Source organism: Nostoc sp., assembly GCF_036917395.1.
Lineage (GTDB): Bacteria > Cyanobacteriota > Cyanobacteriia > Cyanobacteriales > Nostocaceae > Nostoc.
Map to the genome: position 1 here is coordinate 35,343 of NZ_JBALDI010000002.1, position 15,208 is coordinate 50,550.

At 43.0% G+C, this 15,208-nt stretch carries 14 protein-coding genes, 1 tRNA gene and 1 pseudogene; 5 read left to right on the forward strand and 11 right to left on the reverse strand.

Features of this window, described 5'->3' with window-relative positions; genetic code table 11:
* Positions 1 to 28: 28 nt before the first annotated feature.
* From V7K46_RS00305 to V7K46_RS00330, 6 genes are all read right to left on the reverse strand, one after another.
* Positions 29 to 868 (reverse strand): AMIN domain-containing protein, encoded by an 840-nt coding sequence (locus V7K46_RS00305; protein ID WP_335109988.1) that lies wholly within the window; start codon positions 866 to 868, stop codon positions 29 to 31.
* 80 nt (positions 869 to 948) lie between these two features.
* Positions 949 to 1,449 (reverse strand): hypothetical protein, encoded by a 501-nt coding sequence (locus tag V7K46_RS00310; protein WP_335109990.1) that lies wholly within the window; start codon positions 1,447 to 1,449, stop codon positions 949 to 951.
* A gap of 4 nt (positions 1,450 to 1,453) precedes the next feature.
* Positions 1,454 to 3,664 (reverse strand): cation:proton antiporter, encoded by a 2,211-nt coding sequence (locus tag V7K46_RS00315; RefSeq protein WP_335109992.1) that lies wholly within the window; start codon positions 3,662 to 3,664, stop codon positions 1,454 to 1,456.
* A gap of 601 nt (positions 3,665 to 4,265) precedes the next feature.
* On the reverse strand, positions 4,266 to 5,555 hold the full coding sequence (locus tag V7K46_RS00320) for a cation:proton antiporter (protein ID WP_335109994.1): 1,290 nt from the start codon (positions 5,553 to 5,555) through the stop codon (positions 4,266 to 4,268).
* Between the two features lie 616 nt (positions 5,556 to 6,171).
* Positions 6,172 to 6,606, reverse strand: coding sequence for a hypothetical protein (locus V7K46_RS00325; protein ID WP_335110285.1), 435 nt, complete (start codon positions 6,604 to 6,606; stop codon positions 6,172 to 6,174).
* A 209-nt stretch (positions 6,607 to 6,815) separates the two neighbouring features.
* Positions 6,816 to 7,541: a GDSL-type esterase/lipase family protein gene (locus V7K46_RS00330; RefSeq protein WP_335109996.1), complete on the reverse strand. Its 726-nt coding sequence runs from the start codon at positions 7,539 to 7,541 to the stop codon at positions 6,816 to 6,818.
* A 188-nt stretch (positions 7,542 to 7,729) separates the two neighbouring features.
* Between V7K46_RS00330 and V7K46_RS00335 the strand changes: the two genes are divergently transcribed.
* Both V7K46_RS00335 and V7K46_RS00340 read left to right on the forward strand, forming a co-directional pair.
* A complete protein-coding gene (locus tag V7K46_RS00335) occupies positions 7,730 to 7,996 on the forward strand; it encodes a hypothetical protein (protein WP_335109998.1) in 267 nt (88 codons plus the stop codon).
* Between the two features lie 354 nt (positions 7,997 to 8,350).
* The gene (locus V7K46_RS00340) at positions 8,351 to 8,635 is read left to right on the forward strand and encodes a hypothetical protein (RefSeq protein WP_335110000.1); all 285 of its coding nucleotides are present in this window, start codon (positions 8,351 to 8,353) and stop codon (positions 8,633 to 8,635) included.
* Here the strand turns inward: V7K46_RS00340 and V7K46_RS00345 are convergent.
* A pseudogene (locus tag V7K46_RS00345) lies at positions 8,613 to 8,705 on the reverse strand (Uma2 family endonuclease); the annotation flags it as partial. The gene V7K46_RS00340 and the pseudogene V7K46_RS00345 overlap by 23 nt on opposite strands.
* Positions 8,706 to 8,750: 45 nt before the next feature.
* Between V7K46_RS00345 and V7K46_RS00350 the strand changes: the two are divergent.
* Entirely contained in the window at positions 8,751 to 10,040 is a 1,290-nt protein-coding gene (locus V7K46_RS00350; RefSeq protein WP_335110002.1) for an ATP-binding protein, read from the forward strand.
* A gap of 50 nt (positions 10,041 to 10,090) precedes the next feature.
* Here V7K46_RS00350 and V7K46_RS00355 read toward each other — a convergent pair.
* The 3 genes from V7K46_RS00355 to hisF form a co-directional block, all read right to left on the reverse strand.
* A tRNA-Ala gene (locus tag V7K46_RS00355) sits at positions 10,091 to 10,163 on the reverse strand.
* A 97-nt stretch (positions 10,164 to 10,260) separates the two neighbouring features.
* On the reverse strand, positions 10,261 to 10,452 hold the full coding sequence (locus tag V7K46_RS00360) for a hypothetical protein (protein ID WP_298905777.1): 192 nt from the start codon (positions 10,450 to 10,452) through the stop codon (positions 10,261 to 10,263).
* 99 nt (positions 10,453 to 10,551) lie between these two features.
* On the reverse strand, positions 10,552 to 11,325 hold the full coding sequence (gene hisF, locus V7K46_RS00365; RefSeq protein ID WP_335110005.1) for an imidazole glycerol phosphate synthase subunit HisF: 774 nt from the start codon (positions 11,323 to 11,325) through the stop codon (positions 10,552 to 10,554).
* A 244-nt stretch (positions 11,326 to 11,569) separates the two neighbouring features.
* Here hisF and ruvB point away from each other — a divergent pair, with 244 nt between their 5' ends.
* Together ruvB and V7K46_RS00375 are read left to right on the forward strand one after the other, a co-directional pair.
* A complete protein-coding gene (gene ruvB, locus V7K46_RS00370; RefSeq protein WP_335110007.1) occupies positions 11,570 to 12,670 on the forward strand; it encodes a Holliday junction branch migration DNA helicase RuvB in 1,101 nt (366 codons plus the stop codon).
* 252 nt (positions 12,671 to 12,922) lie between these two features.
* Positions 12,923 to 13,726, forward strand: a complete 804-nt coding sequence (locus V7K46_RS00375; protein WP_335110009.1) for a tetratricopeptide repeat protein — start codon at positions 12,923 to 12,925, stop codon at positions 13,724 to 13,726.
* Positions 13,727 to 13,785: 59 nt separating this feature from the next.
* Here the strand turns inward: V7K46_RS00375 and V7K46_RS00380 are convergent, their stop codons facing one another.
* A complete protein-coding gene (locus tag V7K46_RS00380) occupies positions 13,786 to 15,174 on the reverse strand; it encodes a cytochrome P450 (protein ID WP_335110012.1) in 1,389 nt (462 codons plus the stop codon).
* Between the last annotated feature and the right edge of the window lie 34 nt (positions 15,175 to 15,208).

Sequence of the window (15,208 nt, forward strand, 5' to 3'; positions counted from 1 at the left end):
CCATGCCCCATCTGCTATGCCTAATGCTCTATTTGAATTGGGTTTTGGGTAAAGGTTGACCAAACTCAATGATCTGGGGATTGGGAACATTGGGGATTGTTGGAACTGGAAATTCCGACATACCAGAAGGGGGAATGTTATTCAAATTATCGGGTTGATTTGGGAAAGATGGAGGGGGAAGAATCAAAGCAGGTTGTTGAGAGGATGTATTAGGGCTTAGAGGAGGTACGGTTACAAGAGGCTGTCCTGAGTTAATAGTAATTGTTGGGGGCAGTTGATTGGATGGAGGTGGAACTGTAAGTAAGGGTGGTTGTTGGTTAATAGTAGTTACGGGTAAGTTACTAGGCGGCTTTTGGGGGGTTTGAGGTAGTTTCTTGGGTGAAGGTGCGGAGTTTCCTGGTTTCACGGCAGTAGTTTTACCAGAAATAACCGGACGTAATACCCAGCGAGTGGAGTTTTTTCGGGAAACGGGTTGCAGTTGTACCTTTTTGGGATTTAAAACAGTCCCTGGTGCTAAATCTAAGACAATGCGTGTGTTGTTAGCGTTCAGTTGAGAAACGCGAATACTTTTGATTGCTCCAGAATAATTTTGTTGCGTGGTAACTTTGCCCAACTTAGTATTCGGTAAATCTACAACCAGGCGAGAGGGTTGGGCTAAGTAGAAATAACGGGGGGTTGTGCCTGCTGAGAGAGTGATTTCGAGTTGCTGTGTCTTGGGGGAAAAACGCCAATTATCTAGCTTTACCACTGGTGTAGCAGCAGTAGTGCAAGTTTCGAGGGCGATCGCTGCACAAAAGCCGAATAGACTGATGCTAAATAGCTGCTTGCGCCATTGGCAAAATTGCCTAGTCTTTAGTCCCTGATCCATTCTTTTTATCTGCTCCATAAAACCCATACAATGCGCTCACATTCCTGTTTACTTCGCGCTTGAAATCCCCACTCCCCAATTCATAACTTCTGAGATTTTTCCTCAGCTTTTTCGGGCACAGCGGTAAATCTCAGGGTTTGTGGAATACCATTTACGGTTAATTGACCTGTCATATTAACTTTATCCACAAGTTGCATTTGAATTGTGACTGAATTCAGAGGATCATTTTGGGGACGAGGAATATTACAAAGGATTGATCTGCCAACTTTTCCAGATAAATTTAACTGTTGATTTCTGAATATGCCTGCCAGAGAGTGCTTTTCCTCAGTATCAGCCTTAGTGTTTATCGGTAATACAGAGGCATTTAAGTAAATACCTGACTGCTGAATGTTTAACGTCAGGGTATCCGATTTTTCACACTTCGGCAAATTCTCTGACAGGGTTAGACGATAGCGGCCGTTAACTGGAGGAGGAGCCTTAAGATTGTTTTCCCCATAAACGGTTACAGTTTTAAACAACAGTAGTACTGAAATTATTGCTACTCCGTAAAAAGCCAAAGATTTGAACTTAAAATGATTCATAATTTCAACTCCTCAATGTTGGCTCTTGACTACTAACCTCAGGAAGCATAGAGGCAAGGTGAGCGGTGACTTGACTGTAGCGGCGGGTAATTAGCAGGGAGGAACGACATTGGATGGCTAGTTGATCTGTATATCTTCCCAAGGTTTGACGCTCGATACCCCAAGCGCGGCTGGTGCCAGCAATAGTTAAGTCAACACCTTCTGAGGCTTGAATTACGGCTTGGATTGGTTCTGCGGCTTCGACAATTTTGATTTCAATGCGATCGCGTACACTGGTGGGCAATTGCTCCATCATCGTGTGCAGTTCGTAACTCAATTCTTCCTTAGTATTATTTGCTACTATCTGTAATATCTGCAACATACAAGTCTCACGATTGATTAGCAATCTCAGAGCTAGTATTAGTGCTAAATCATCATGGATATTGGCAGAATAAGGTACCAATAAACTTTCTAATCGCTCTTTGCCTTTATCTATAAATACTGCTACATCCACTGGTGCAGTCGTAAGCATTTGTCCGACTCGTCCACCTAAACGATTACTACTAAAAGCTGGTCGATGCCAGCCTACAACAATTAAATCTACTTGTTCTAATGTGGCAATCTGTGCGGTTTCGCGGGCAACATTGCTGGATATGCGAACGATAGGATGCACACAAGAACGAGTTTCTGGCGGTTCGAGAGTATTAATCAATTCTTCTAATTGGTGGCGGCGCTGGGCGATTAATCGGTCTGCTTCAACTGGGGTACTTTCAAAGGCATAGTCTTCTTGAAATTCAATCAGGCTGAGGGGGTTAACAACAGCAGGATATCGGTAATTGAGAGCGATCCCTACAGCGGGCTGTGCTAACGCTACTGCCAACTGTACTAAACCTTTTTGCGTACTTGGATTAGCCACTGGCACCAAAATTCGGTAAGGACGAGGGGAAGCTTCACTGACAGCAGAGGTGTCTATACCTGTTTCTGCTTCCAACTCTGGCTTCATGACATCTAACCTGATCAGCTTTTTCGGATAAATCCATTCCAGCAGTGGCGAGGTCATGAAGGTAGTTACCAATGCCATAATTACCAGCATGGTAAATATTAAGGGGGAAATTACCCCTAACTCTAGACCAATGTTTAGCACTATCAGTTCAGTCAAGCCGCGAGTATTCATTAACCAACCGAGTGCCGAGGCTTCCCGTTTACTAATGCCACTCACACGGGCCGCTACATAAGTGCCAACATATTTGCCTGCGATCGCCACTCCTAAAACCAACGCACACAAAAGCCACAATTCGGGACGGTTGAGCAAGCCAATCTGCGTTTTTAAGCCACTGTAGGCAAAAAATATTGGCAGCAAAAATATCAATACAAAATCTTCGGTTTTTACTGCTAATTCCCGCACTAAATCTTCATTTTTGGGCATGGCTGCTCCCAGTAAAAATGCCCCAAAAATTAAGTGAATGCCAATTAGTTCGGTGATCAGTGCAGACGCAACCACGCCCATATAAATCCCAGCTAGCAGCAATTGGCTGAGGCGTCCCGCACGGAGATAGTGTTTGGCAAGTCCTTTGAGGAACCAACGTCCCACCGTCAACATCAAGCCGATGTAGACTATGCTGGCGATAATTGTCGGTATGGCACCCACAAAGTCGCCAGTTCTAGCTACAGCGATCGCTACTGCCAAAAGACACCAAGCTGTCACATCATCCACCGCAGCACAAGTTAACGCTAACGTTCCTAAACGCGTTCCTTGTAAATTTTTTTCAGTAATGATTCGCGCCAACACTGGAAAGGCAGTAATCGACATTGCTGCTCCCAAAAACAAGGTAAAGGCGGTGAAAGATACACTTGCGTTGGAAACTAGGGGATAAAGGATTACCGCTAGTAATGTTCCTAAGGAAAACGGTACTAAAATGCTGACATGAGAAGTTAAAACAGCTACTTCTAATTGTCCGCTGAGGTATTTTGGATTTAGTTCAAGCCCAATCAGAAACATGAAAAATATTAGTCCCACCTGAGACAAAACATTTAGAAAAGGAATAGTTTCTGGTGGAAACAAGGTAACTGCTAGATGGGGAGCAACTAAACCAAATAAAGATGGGCCGAGCATAATCCCGGCGACAATCTCACCAATTACCAGCGGTTGCTTAATGGAACGGAATCCTAGCCCTACTAGCCGTGAAAGTCCAATAACAATCAGCACCTCAACCAGAACAAGAATAACTATGTGCATGGTTTCCTCAAAAGTAACTATCTGGTTTCTCTAAGATGATTCTTTAAAAGACTGGAAAATGTCAAGCTTGTTAAATACAAATCAATACAGTTCAGTTAAGTATTTATTTGTCTTTGTGTCTTACCCTGCGGGAAGCCACTTCATGTCTATGCGTTCTTCTGGTGCTTCTGCTACCTGAATGCAGGTCGTTCAAACAATTGATTTTGAGAAAGAGTTTTAGCCTTAACCCAAGCGTATTATACACGTAAGGGTAATTTGTGCTTCGTTGTCATGTCAATTGTTATTACGATGCGGTTGCAACTGTGAAATATAAATTTTAATGATTTTAGTAGCTCAATTTAGAAGAACTTCCGAATTACCGATATCAATAAAATCAGTTAATAGGTAGTCAGATTGTAGTGGCATTTAAGCGCTACTAAAAACAAATTAGCAGTTAGTTCCAGAGTCAAAGCAGAAAACTTTACCCAATTGCTATAGAATCCTAAATGAGTCGTAAAAATCTCCGATTCCTCTCTCTGCGCTCTCTGCGCCTCTGCGGTTAATTTATTTTTACAAATGATTTAGGACTGCTATAGGTAATTAATTTTATATTTAAATTTACTTAAGCGGAAAATTTATCATAGCTTGTACCTTGCAACAAAAAAGCAATCAGTGGTGATGCCATGAGTGTAGTAATGACTGCCATAATAACCATGATAGTGAATAAAGTTGGGGTAATTATACCTTGTTCAAGACCAATATTGAGGATGATTAACTCCATTAAACCACGAGCATTCATCAGAGCGCCGATAATTGCAGATTCCCGCCAATTTTCTCCCGCAAATTTTGCCGCCAACATACAAGCAATACCTTTACCAAGAATTGCGATCATAATAATTAACAGCGTAATTCCCCACAAAGTAGGTGTGTTTACCAATCCAATTTGAGTGTTCAATCCAGAGAAAACAAAAAACATCGGTAACAAAAAAGAAGTAGTTAAAAATTCTGTATGCTGGCGAATTTGTTGGGCAAATTCCCCGCGTGGTGTCACTGCTCCTAACACAAAAGCACCGAATATTGCATAGATACCTGTGACATCGGTAAACCATGCACAAAACATCAAAATTATCAACATTAAAGTTAGGGTTTGTCTGTTCACACCTGCATCGCGTTTTGTCATGCGTGTGAACGCTCTCAGTAGAGGTTGACCGAGAAAAATCGCAAATAGCACGTAGCATATGCCCCCACCAATTGCCAATATGGCGATGCTCAGAGAATTTTTCACGCTAGCAAGTACGATCGCCAGCAAACACCAAGCAACTCCATCATCTACCGATGCTGCACCTAAAGCCAAAGTACCGAAGCGGGTTTGTGCAAGACCGCGTTCGTAAAGAATGCGAGCTAACATTGGAAAAGCCGTAATTGTCATCGATGCACCTAGATACAAAGCGGCTGACCAAGGCGTTACCTTTGGTTGAAAAAAATCGCCGTTATGATAAAACCAAAAAGAAGCGATCGCTCCTAAAATAAAAGGAGTAATAATCCCGGCAGCAGATAGCAAACTTGCACTTTTGATATGATGTTTTAAGAGTTTGGTGTTGAACTCTAAACCAATTAAAAACATATAAATTACCAACCCAATCTGGCTAATAGCATATAAAATCGACATTGATGGGTTGGGTATCTTGAGTCCTACAGCAGTAATAATGGGAAGCTTAGGAAACAACCATTGCTGAAAATCTGGTGCAATCAAGCCCAAAAGTGATGGCCCTAGCATTACGCCTGCAATCATTTCGCAAACAACATCGGTTTGACCAAGATAGCGGCGTCCTAAAATCGTGACGATGCGACAAGTGGCTAAAATAACTGTGAGTTGCAGAAATAGCTGAATAACCAGAGCAAAATTTGACATTGCATTTCCTTAATTTGCGTCTCTGCATTGAAGAATCTCCCCTGACTCCAAAGCTTGTACTGTTTTTCTCATAGATGACTACATCAGCACAAGTGCTCATTTTGGAAGCATAAGATAGCTGTTTTTAATTTGATGACATAGGGCTGTTGTAGCAACTGCCCTATTGTTCGTAAAAATGCATACAACTGTACGTCAATACAACATATTGCATCCAAACTGAAACCGCCATCTGTAAGTTAATTTTTACAAATCGATGTATTGCCGATGCATTGGCATAACACGTCAAAAGACTTGTGTCTAGACATAAAGCAATACGCTTGGGTTAAGGCTTGATTCTCCCTAACTCTCCTTAAAAAGGAGAGAATTAATAAGCCCCCCTTTTTTAGGCGGGGGATCTTCCGTGGCAAAATATCACTGATACCATTTCTTTGTGAGGCTGCGCCAAACCCTTTTAACTTCTTCTTTCTTTCTTTCTTTCTTTCTTTGTGTACTTTGCGTCCTTCTCTGCGAGACGCTGCGCGAATGCGGTTCGTTTTCCTTTCTTGTACTTAAATATGGTTTAGCGCATCTTCATACAGAATTTGTATTAATGAGATGTCTTTAAGTGGACACGATATTACAACCACTCTCCACCCCGGAAACGCCAACGGGGAAAGATAATTCGCATCAGGCTTTGTGAACTAATAAAAACTGCTAGCCACACGACGCTATAGTGCAATAAAAAAACAGCTAACGGTAATTCTTCTTTAGGTAAAGGTATTGGTAAAAAACCAAATAGTTTTACTCCACAGAACACAAATACTAATTCCCCTATACCAGCTAAGAGTTGATAAGCTGCTGGCCAATCCCTATCCCAGCGAGATTTTTGCAAATAGTTATAAAGCACATCCCAGCCTAAGCCAAAGATGGCGACATAACCAAGTATCCAAAAATAAACCGAGTTAGCACTAGAACCAATCCAACCCATTGCAAAGGGCAAAGACACAAGTACGCCTACTGTTGCAAGTAATAATAATCGAGTTTGCCAACGACCAAATAAAGTTGGTGTCATAAGAGAGACGCGATTAATCGCGTCTGTACAGGAGTTAGGAGTAGAGACGCGATTAATCGCGTCTGTAATTAACAAGAGAGGAGTTAAAGTTTTTATAGATGGATTTTCAAATGGATGTCATTGAAAATTCAGCAAGATTGTGGTGCTTTTTGCGAGGATGGCAAATATGAGAATATCGGCTTGCTCAAAGCACCAACATATCTATATTATTAGGATGGTTTAAGCTGATAATCAAATTTAAAATGGTAAGTTGCTATAGCATCCCAATTGATCACATCTTCTAGCAAAGCTTGATAACCCAGTGTATTGGGATGAAGACCATCTTCACTCAGGCGTTTGAGCCGCCAACTTTCGCTGCGTTCCATCCATTGCTCAAAAATGTCCAAATAGGGAATCTGCCGTTTTGTGCAAGCAATTCGAGTTGCTTCTTTGTAGCGATACTGATCGGCATGATTATAGTAAAAACAATCCAAAAATGGCATCTTGGCTTCATCCACTGGCACCATGCCCACAAATAACACAGGACATAGTTGCTGTGCTAAATCTAGCAGAGAAGCAATTTCCTTTTCAAATCCGGTGAAATCTGTGTAACTTCGGCCATCGGGACGCGCTAACCGCGCTGAGTCATTCACACCTACTGATAAAATAATCAAGTCGGGGACACGATTTCGTAGTTCACCCCGGTGGCGAAATTCTACTTCTAGCCTTTGTGCTACTTGTTGCGTGCGATCGCCTCTTACCCCTAAATTATAAAGGACATGACCCGCACTATCCGGCAACATCCACCATCGCCGTAGTTGCTCGATCCACCCTCCTTTTTCTGGGTCGCCAAATCCATAAATTAAGCTGTCCCCCAGTGCGACGATCTTCATTGGCTGAAAGTGATTTGGTGGTACAGACACCTGCATTGAGGAAGAAGCTAAAAATGTGTGCATTTAAAAACTATATTTTATATCTTTACAAGATTCTATACATTTCTATACCATAGATGGCTATCTTTAGTGTCCAAGCATATATCGGGTTTCTAGTTATTGATATGGTTGCAAACTTAATATTGTCGCAGTTGAGCTTCTGAGGGTGAATGTTGAGCCTCTGAGGGTGAAGGTTGAGCTTCTGAAGGTGAATGTTGAGCTTACTGAAGGTGAAGGTTGAGCTTCTGAGGGTGAATGTTGAGCTTCTGAGGGTGAATGTTGAGCCTCTGAGGGTGAATGTTGAGCCTCTGAGGTCGAAGGTTGAGCTTCTGAAGGTGAAGGTTGAGCCTCTGAGGTCGAAGGTTGAGCTTCTGAGGTCGAAGGTTGAGCTTCTAAGGTCGAAGGTTGAGCTTCTGAGGTCGAAGGTTGAGCTTCTGAGGTCGAAGGTTGAGCCTTTGAGCCTGAAACTTGCGGTTTAAAAGCTCAAGTTTAGGGTTTGGTACTGGAAACGTCTATGCGATGTCTACGACGGGCTACGCCTACGCACCATATTTCATTTTATTTTAGGTATAAGTGAGCGCTGATACTGCGCTAAATGAGTCTGAGAATCGAACCGCAGAGGCGCAGAGGACGCTGAGGAAGAGAGAAGAGGGAGCGTTAGCGCAGTTTATCGTACTCTTACTCTTCAGTAAGCTACGCGTAGCGTTCCATTGGCGCAGCCTCTCGTAGACAAGGAAAGGTATCGCTATTATATAACTGTGTATTTGCTTAATTTTGGCATCTCTCGTTAGGATAAGTTACAGGTGTAAAAGTTATATCTACTGGTAGCGAAGATGAATATTGATCTTGTAGTTAATGCACTGAAAAGTATTGCTAAACCTGCGGCTTCTCTAGTTATTAATCAAGCTCAACGCAATGAAACTGTAGTCAGAACCTTAAAACAATACGATTTTGACCCAGTACAACCACCCAAAGATGTTGATGGGGTTTATGTTTACTCTTTAATTGAGTATGGCGTGGGTAAGCCGGAAGCAATTCTGAATCTTTTTCGAGAAAGAGAGATTAAAAAGGCTTTTTGGAGTGCTTATACTTCTAATCCACTCGGTCATCCTCTGTAAGAATCCCCGACTCAACCATTTTGTGATATTGCTCAACTGTGAATTTACGTCTTAGCAATTGTACAGACATCGCTACCTCCACTGTTGCCTTATCTTTTAATTATTTTCCAAAATCATGAATTCACCACCTATACCACCCACTGCAATCAATTCCAGAGGACATCCCACGGAGTTTGAGGAAATCATTCAAGAAAAAAGCCAAAATTTTGTCGGTCGTGAATTTGTCTTCACGGCTATTAACAACTTTCTCCACCGCCATAACCAAGGTTACTTCACCATCATCGGCGCACCCGGTAGCGGGAAAAGTGCCATCCTCGCCAAATATGTAACAAACAATCCTCAAGTTATTTATTACAATGCCGAACTTGAGGGTCAAAATCGTGCTGACGAATTTCTCATAAATATCTGTACACAACTCATTAATCAATACTCGCTTCATTACACCTCCCTTCCTGATAACGCCACAGAGGGAAGTTGGTTTTTCTCTAGTCTTCTCCAGCAAATCAGCGATGAGTTAGAACCTGATCAAAAACTGATAATTACCATTGATGGGTTGAATTGCATTGACCGTAACAGCCAACCACCTGGTACAAATCTGTTTTATCTCCCCCGCTATCTCCCAGATAAGGTCTATTTTCTCCTCACTCGTAGACCTTTCTTGCGGGAAAAGTCGGGTTTATTAATTGAAATGCCGTCGCAAAGTCTTGATTTAGCAGATTATCCAGAACAAAATCGCCAAGATATCCAAGCATATATTCAAAATTACCTAACCCCCCTTCCCTACGAGGTAAGGGGGGAACAAGATTACTCCCCTCCCCTTGTAGGGGAGGGGTTGGGGGAGAGGTCAAATCTCAAATCTTGGCTGAGTAATCACCAGATTAATGAGCAAGAATTCTGCGTAGATGCAAAGCAGCTTGCCGTTAGGCATCACCTCACCACTTTAAGCGAAAATAATTTTATGTATCTCAATCAGGTAATAAGTGCGATACCTTCTCTACGAGACGCTACGCGTAGCTTGCTTCCACGTAGGGGTACGGTAAGCTTTGCTAACGCAGAAAATTTCTACCCGCAACCTTTCTGGTATAATCAACTCCCGCCTGGTTTAGAAGCATATTATCAGCAGCATTTACACAAAATGATTCCACCCGAACAAGGGACTAAGTATAGCATAGATGTGTTAAATGTCTTAATCCAGCAGCAAAAAGCAATATCAGTGGATGCGTTGGCGCAGCCCGCCGCAGGCATCGCACAAATCATTGATACTGATGAGTATGAAGTTGAGGAAGTCCTAGAAAATTGGCTGGAGTTCTTACAGCAACAACGAATCGCCTCAGAAACCCATTACAGTCTGTATCATTCCAACTTTCGAGACTGGCTAGGTAGACAAGCATTTAAAACCCTCTAAAAAATTTCCCTAACCCTCTCCATTAACAGAGAAGATTAGGGTGTTAAGAATGGAGCTAAGCGGATTCGAACCGCTGACCCCCTCAATGCCATTGAGGTGCGCTACCAACTGCGCTATAACCCCTTAAAATCCATTATACATAATCGCTTAATTATTAGTACTTTGTCAAGCTTTTTATGAAAACTAAATTTTAAATATCTTCTTTAGCACTCAGCACTTTCTACGACACCCGCAACAAATAGGTCATACAGTGCCCCATTAAAAAGTAGACTACTAACATGGCAGCAGCAGCCAGAGCAACCAATGTACCAGCCAACATCAGAGAAAATTCTTTACTCTCGTAGGCTCTTTCCATTAAGTGCAGTGACCACGCCACCAGGGCGACATCAAAAAGTAAAATAGGAAGCAACATATTTTTTAATATTTGTTAATACTTGTAAAATAATATTAACACCCTTTCACGTAAGTGTGTCTAACCTAAGATAGATGTCATTAAATGCTAAATAGTCATTTAAGAGAATGTTCTTACTGGCACGTTGCGATCGCGCAGATAATTTTTGATTTCTGCTACGCTTAAATGTCCGTAATGTAACAAGGATGCCAGTAATGCTGCTTCAGCTTTGCCTTCAGTTAAGGCAGTGTAGATATGTTCACAATTACCTGCACCACCAGAAGCAATCACTGGAATTTCGACAGCATCGGCAATTGCCCGTGTGATATCGATGTCATACCCAGCTTGGGTTCCATCGGCATCCATACTTGTGACTAGGAGTTCTCCGGCCCCCCGTTTTTCAACTTCTTGTGCCCACAAGAGGGCATCTAAGCCTGTATTTTCCCTGCCACCCCGCACATACACATCCCAACCTTGATTCTCCGGGTTATTTCTGCGTCTGGCATCAATAGCAACAACTATGCACTGATTACCAAAGCGATCGCTTGCCCGATTAATCAAGTCTGGATCACGCACCGCCGCAGAATTAATACTAACCTTATCTGCACCTGCTCTTAATAAAGCTTTAACATTTTCTAAGGATTGAATGCCACCACCCACAGTCAATGGAATAAAGACCTGTTCAGCAGTCCGGTAGACCACATCTAAAATAGTAGCTCGGTCTTCATGAGTAGCTGTAATATCCAGAAATACTAATTCATCTGCACCAGCTTCATTGTAAACCTTGGCCAGCTCTACCGGATCGCCTGCATCTTGGAGATTGACAAAGTTAACTCCTTTTACAACCCGTCCCGCCTTCACATCTAAGCACGGTAAGATTCTTTTAGATAACATAATAACTTTTGTACTTCTGGGTAATTGACCCGAATTTAAATTTTAAATTGGCGTGGGTATTTCCAAACGAAAATTTTCACACCCCTTGTTTTAAGCACGTATTGCAAAATGGGGCATTGGGCATTGGTTATTCTTTCTCCCCCTGCCTCACGGCAGTTGCTACAACGCTCTTAACCCGCGCAACGCACTGCCTCCCCTGCCTCCCCCACCACTACCTAATCCCTTAAAAGTAGATAGCTGAATTATGGCGATAATCTCCTCGAAAAAACAGCCTCCAGAACCCAACGGAGAACCAAAGCAGCGTCGGGAGTCGGCAAAAGCACCATCCCCAGACAACATTTTGCAGCCGGAAGCTGCTATTGATGAACAAGATCAGCAAGAAGAAGGTATTCGACCGCACCGATTTGCCGATTACATTGGACAAAAAGATTTAAAGGATGTCCTAGATATTGCCATCAAAGCAGCCAAGTCTCGTGGTGAGGTGCTGGATCACTTGCTGCTGTATGGGCCGCCGGGATTAGGCAAAACCACAATGGCAATGATTTTAGCATCGGAAATGGGGGTAAATTACAAAATTACCAGTGCGCCAGCCCTAGAACGTCCACGCGATATTGTTGGGCTACTGGTGAACATGAAACCAGGGGATATTCTATTTGTGGATGAAATTCATCGCCTCTCGCGGATGACGGAGGAAATTCTCTATCCGGCGATGGAAGATTATCGCCTAGATATTACTATTGGTAAGGGTTCGAGCGCTCGGATCAGAAGTTTGCCGCTGTCAAAGTTTACCCTAGTGGGAGCTACAACCCGTGTGGGTGCTTTAACTTCACCACTGCGCGATCGCTTCGGTTTGATTCAAAAACTCCGATTTTACGAAGTTGACGAACTGACTAAAATTGTACTGCGAACCGCTCAATTACTCAAAACCCCGGTTACAGAAGATGGTGCCACAGAAATTGCCCGTCGGTCACGCGGAACGCCACGTATTGCCAATAGATTACTTAAGCGAGTCCGTGATTATGCGGAGGTAAGGTTATCTGGGGAGATTAATGAAAGCGTTGCATCAGAGGCATTGCAACTATTTCAAGTAGACCCTTGCGGTTTAGATTGGACAGACCGTCAGATGCTGAGTGTAATAATTGAACAATTTAACGGCGGGCCAGTGGGGTTGGAAACAATGGCAGCAGCGACGGGTGAAGATACTCAAACAATTGAAGAGGTGTATGAACCTTACCTGATGCAGATTGGGTATTTAACTCGGACTCATCGGGGGAGGATGGCGACAAAGGCAGCATATAAGCATTTGGGATTCACGCCGCCTAATGAACAGTTGTCATTATTGTAATTATGGGGAATAGGGAATGGGGAATGGGGAATAGGGGATGAGTCTTTAATACTCGCTGACGAGTCTTTGATACTCGCCGACGAGTCTTTGAACTCCGTTAATGAGTCTTTGAACTCTATTCCCCATTCCCCATTCCCCACTACTTCGGCTTCTCTACGAGACGCTACGCGTAGCTTGCTTCCCCGTAGGAGTACGCTCAGTACAAGTCCCCACTCCCCACTCCCCATCTTCAAGATAAACAGGTAAACCTAGATGATTAAGTTGATTGCTATTTTTCTCAGTCTGTTACTTGTGTTTGGCTGGGGTACTCCAGTCATGGCACAATCTCAACCGCCCATTACTCAAGAACAATTAAAACAAGGCGATGAGTGGGCAAATCAAGCGTTTACAGCAACGAATCAAGGTGATTTTGCCACGGCTGAAACTTACTGGACAAAGATTATTGAGCAATTTCCTACCAATGCGGGGGCGTGGAGTAACCGAGGAAATTCGCGGGTGAGTCAGAATAAATTACAAGAGGCGCTGACAGATTATAACAAAGCCATAGAACTAGCGCCGAATGTCACCGATCCTTATTTGAATCGAGGTGCGGCGTTGGAAGGATTGGGAAAATGGGACGATGCGATCGCAGATTATAATCATGTCTTAGAACTCGATCCTAATGATGCGATGGCGTATAATAATCGCGGTAATGCCACAGCAGGTTTAGGAAAATGGTTAGATGCGATCGCTGACTACAAAAAATCCAATGAGATAGCGCCAAATTTTGCCTTTGCCCGTGCTAACTACGCCCTCGCTCTTTATGAAACTGGTCAAGAAAATCAAGCAATCCGGGAAATGCGGAATATTGTCCGTAAATATCCCAAGTTTGCCGATATGCGTGCTGCTCTCACAGCTGCTTACTGGGTAAACGGAGAACAAGGCGAAGCCGAAAGTAACTGGGTAGCAGCTTATGGACTGGATAGCCGTTATAAGGACATTAACTGGGTAACAAATATCCGTCGTTGGCCGCCCAGTATGGTATCAGCTTTAGATAAGTTCTTGAAACTCCAGTAATTAACAGGTAATATCAAAGGGGAAGCGAAGCAATCGCTCCCACCTGATTCTGAGACTTTCTACACTGAGTTAGTCTCAAGAACTCGCTGATTTTGCTGACGCTTTCCAATTACCACCATTGGTACACCACCGCCTGGTGCTAATAGGACGCTTTTCCGAACTGGCAGTACTGGCTTTGTATCAGCTAGTTTCATTTGCCAACTAGATAGTATAGTTGCTAATACCAGTTTCATCTCAAACAGGGCAAATGCCATGCCAATACAGCGACGATTACCACCACCAAAGGGCAAATATTCAGCCGAAGTAAATTGTCGTTCTAGAAACCGATCTGGCTTAAACTGCTTTGAATGGGGATATAAATCTTCTCGATGATGACTCAAATAAATACAAGGAACCAATATAGTACCAGTGTCAAATTTGTAGCCTGCAATTTCTAAAGGTGATTTAACCAATCGATTTAATCCCAACATCGCCACCGGATACAGGCGCATTGTTTCTGAACAAACAGCATTCAAATAAGGTAATCGGAAAATGGCGTTCGGGTCTTTGTTGTCACCCAGGCTATCCAGTTCTTGCACCAGTTTTTCACGTACTTCAGGCTGATGATGAATCCAGTACAGCGCCCATGCCAAAGAACTAGCCGTAGTTTCATGACCTGCAACCAACAAAGTCATCAACTCATCACGTAATTCCAAGTCTGTCATCGGCTCACCTGCTTCATCACGAGCCGCCATCATTAAAGATAGAATATCATTTCGAGACTGGTCTGCAAGCGATCGCCTCTCTTGAATTTCAGCATAGATGAGATCATCCATTTCTTGCCGCAAACGTAGAAAACTTCCCCAAGGACTGCGAGGCCCTAAATCCTGTCGTAATAATGGGAACAGGAGCAGTATTGCCCGGAAAATAGGTCTTTTTGGATTCAGGATAGCAATCAGGATTTCTTTAAGCTTTTCATAACGAAGTCCGTCCTTTAAACCAAATACAGCCTTCAAAATCACTTGAAAGGAGATTTCTTGCATGGATGACAAGACTGTAAAGGTTTCCCCGACTGGCCACTGGCTAGTTACTTGCTTGGTGATCTCACAGATTAAATCACCATAAGCCTGCATTCTTTCCCCATGTAGAGGAGGTGTCAGCAATTTACGCTGGCGCTGGTGAGGTTTTCCTTCTAAGGATAGTAGAGAATTTTGCCCCAATAAAGGCGTTCCTGAACCTGCTGCTGCACCAGAGTCTAAGTGTTTTGGATCTGTGGTAAAAATCTGCTGAATCGCCTGAGGATTACTAATGAACACTTGAGGAGTAAAAACTGGGCCAATTCGGAGAGTAAACGTATCACCATAGCGTTTAACACAGGCTTCCATATATTCTAAGGGATTAGTAAGCCACTGATACGTTTGTACCCAAGGGTGAGTTTGGGGGCCATCAGGCAGTTTAAGTGCAGACATTTTTATTAATCTCCCAATTATTCGAGCAAGATTG

What these genes read in the sequence shown, in the direction of transcription:
- V7K46_RS00305 (WP_335109988.1), bottom strand. Translation starts at nt 868, where the DNA reads ATGGATCAGGGACTAAAGACTAGGCAATTTTGCCAATGGCGCAAGCAG.
- V7K46_RS00310 (WP_335109990.1), bottom strand. Translation starts at nt 1,449, where the DNA reads ATGAATCATTTTAAGTTCAAATCTTTGGCTTTTTACGGAGTAGCAATA.
- V7K46_RS00315 (WP_335109992.1), bottom strand. Translation starts at nt 3,664, where the DNA reads ATGCACATAGTTATTCTTGTTCTGGTTGAGGTGCTGATTGTTATTGGA.
- V7K46_RS00320 (WP_335109994.1), bottom strand. Translation starts at nt 5,555, where the DNA reads ATGTCAAATTTTGCTCTGGTTATTCAGCTATTTCTGCAACTCACAGTT.
- V7K46_RS00325 (WP_335110285.1), bottom strand. Translation starts at nt 6,606, where the DNA reads ATGACACCAACTTTATTTGGTCGTTGGCAAACTCGATTATTATTACTT.
- V7K46_RS00330 (WP_335109996.1), bottom strand. Translation starts at nt 7,541, where the DNA reads ATGCACACATTTTTAGCTTCTTCCTCAATGCAGGTGTCTGTACCACCA.
- V7K46_RS00335 (WP_335109998.1), top strand. Translation starts at nt 7,730, where the DNA reads ATGTTGAGCTTACTGAAGGTGAAGGTTGAGCTTCTGAGGGTGAATGTT.
- V7K46_RS00340 (WP_335110000.1), top strand. Translation starts at nt 8,351, where the DNA reads ATGAATATTGATCTTGTAGTTAATGCACTGAAAAGTATTGCTAAACCT.
- V7K46_RS00350 (WP_335110002.1), top strand. Translation starts at nt 8,751, where the DNA reads ATGAATTCACCACCTATACCACCCACTGCAATCAATTCCAGAGGACAT.
- V7K46_RS00360 (WP_298905777.1), bottom strand. Translation starts at nt 10,452, where the DNA reads ATGTTGCTTCCTATTTTACTTTTTGATGTCGCCCTGGTGGCGTGGTCA.
- hisF (WP_335110005.1), bottom strand. Translation starts at nt 11,325, where the DNA reads ATGTTATCTAAAAGAATCTTACCGTGCTTAGATGTGAAGGCGGGACGG.
- ruvB (WP_335110007.1), top strand. Translation starts at nt 11,570, where the DNA reads ATGGCGATAATCTCCTCGAAAAAACAGCCTCCAGAACCCAACGGAGAA.
- V7K46_RS00375 (WP_335110009.1), top strand. Translation starts at nt 12,923, where the DNA reads ATGATTAAGTTGATTGCTATTTTTCTCAGTCTGTTACTTGTGTTTGGC.
- V7K46_RS00380 (WP_335110012.1), bottom strand. Translation starts at nt 15,174, where the DNA reads ATGTCTGCACTTAAACTGCCTGATGGCCCCCAAACTCACCCTTGGGTA.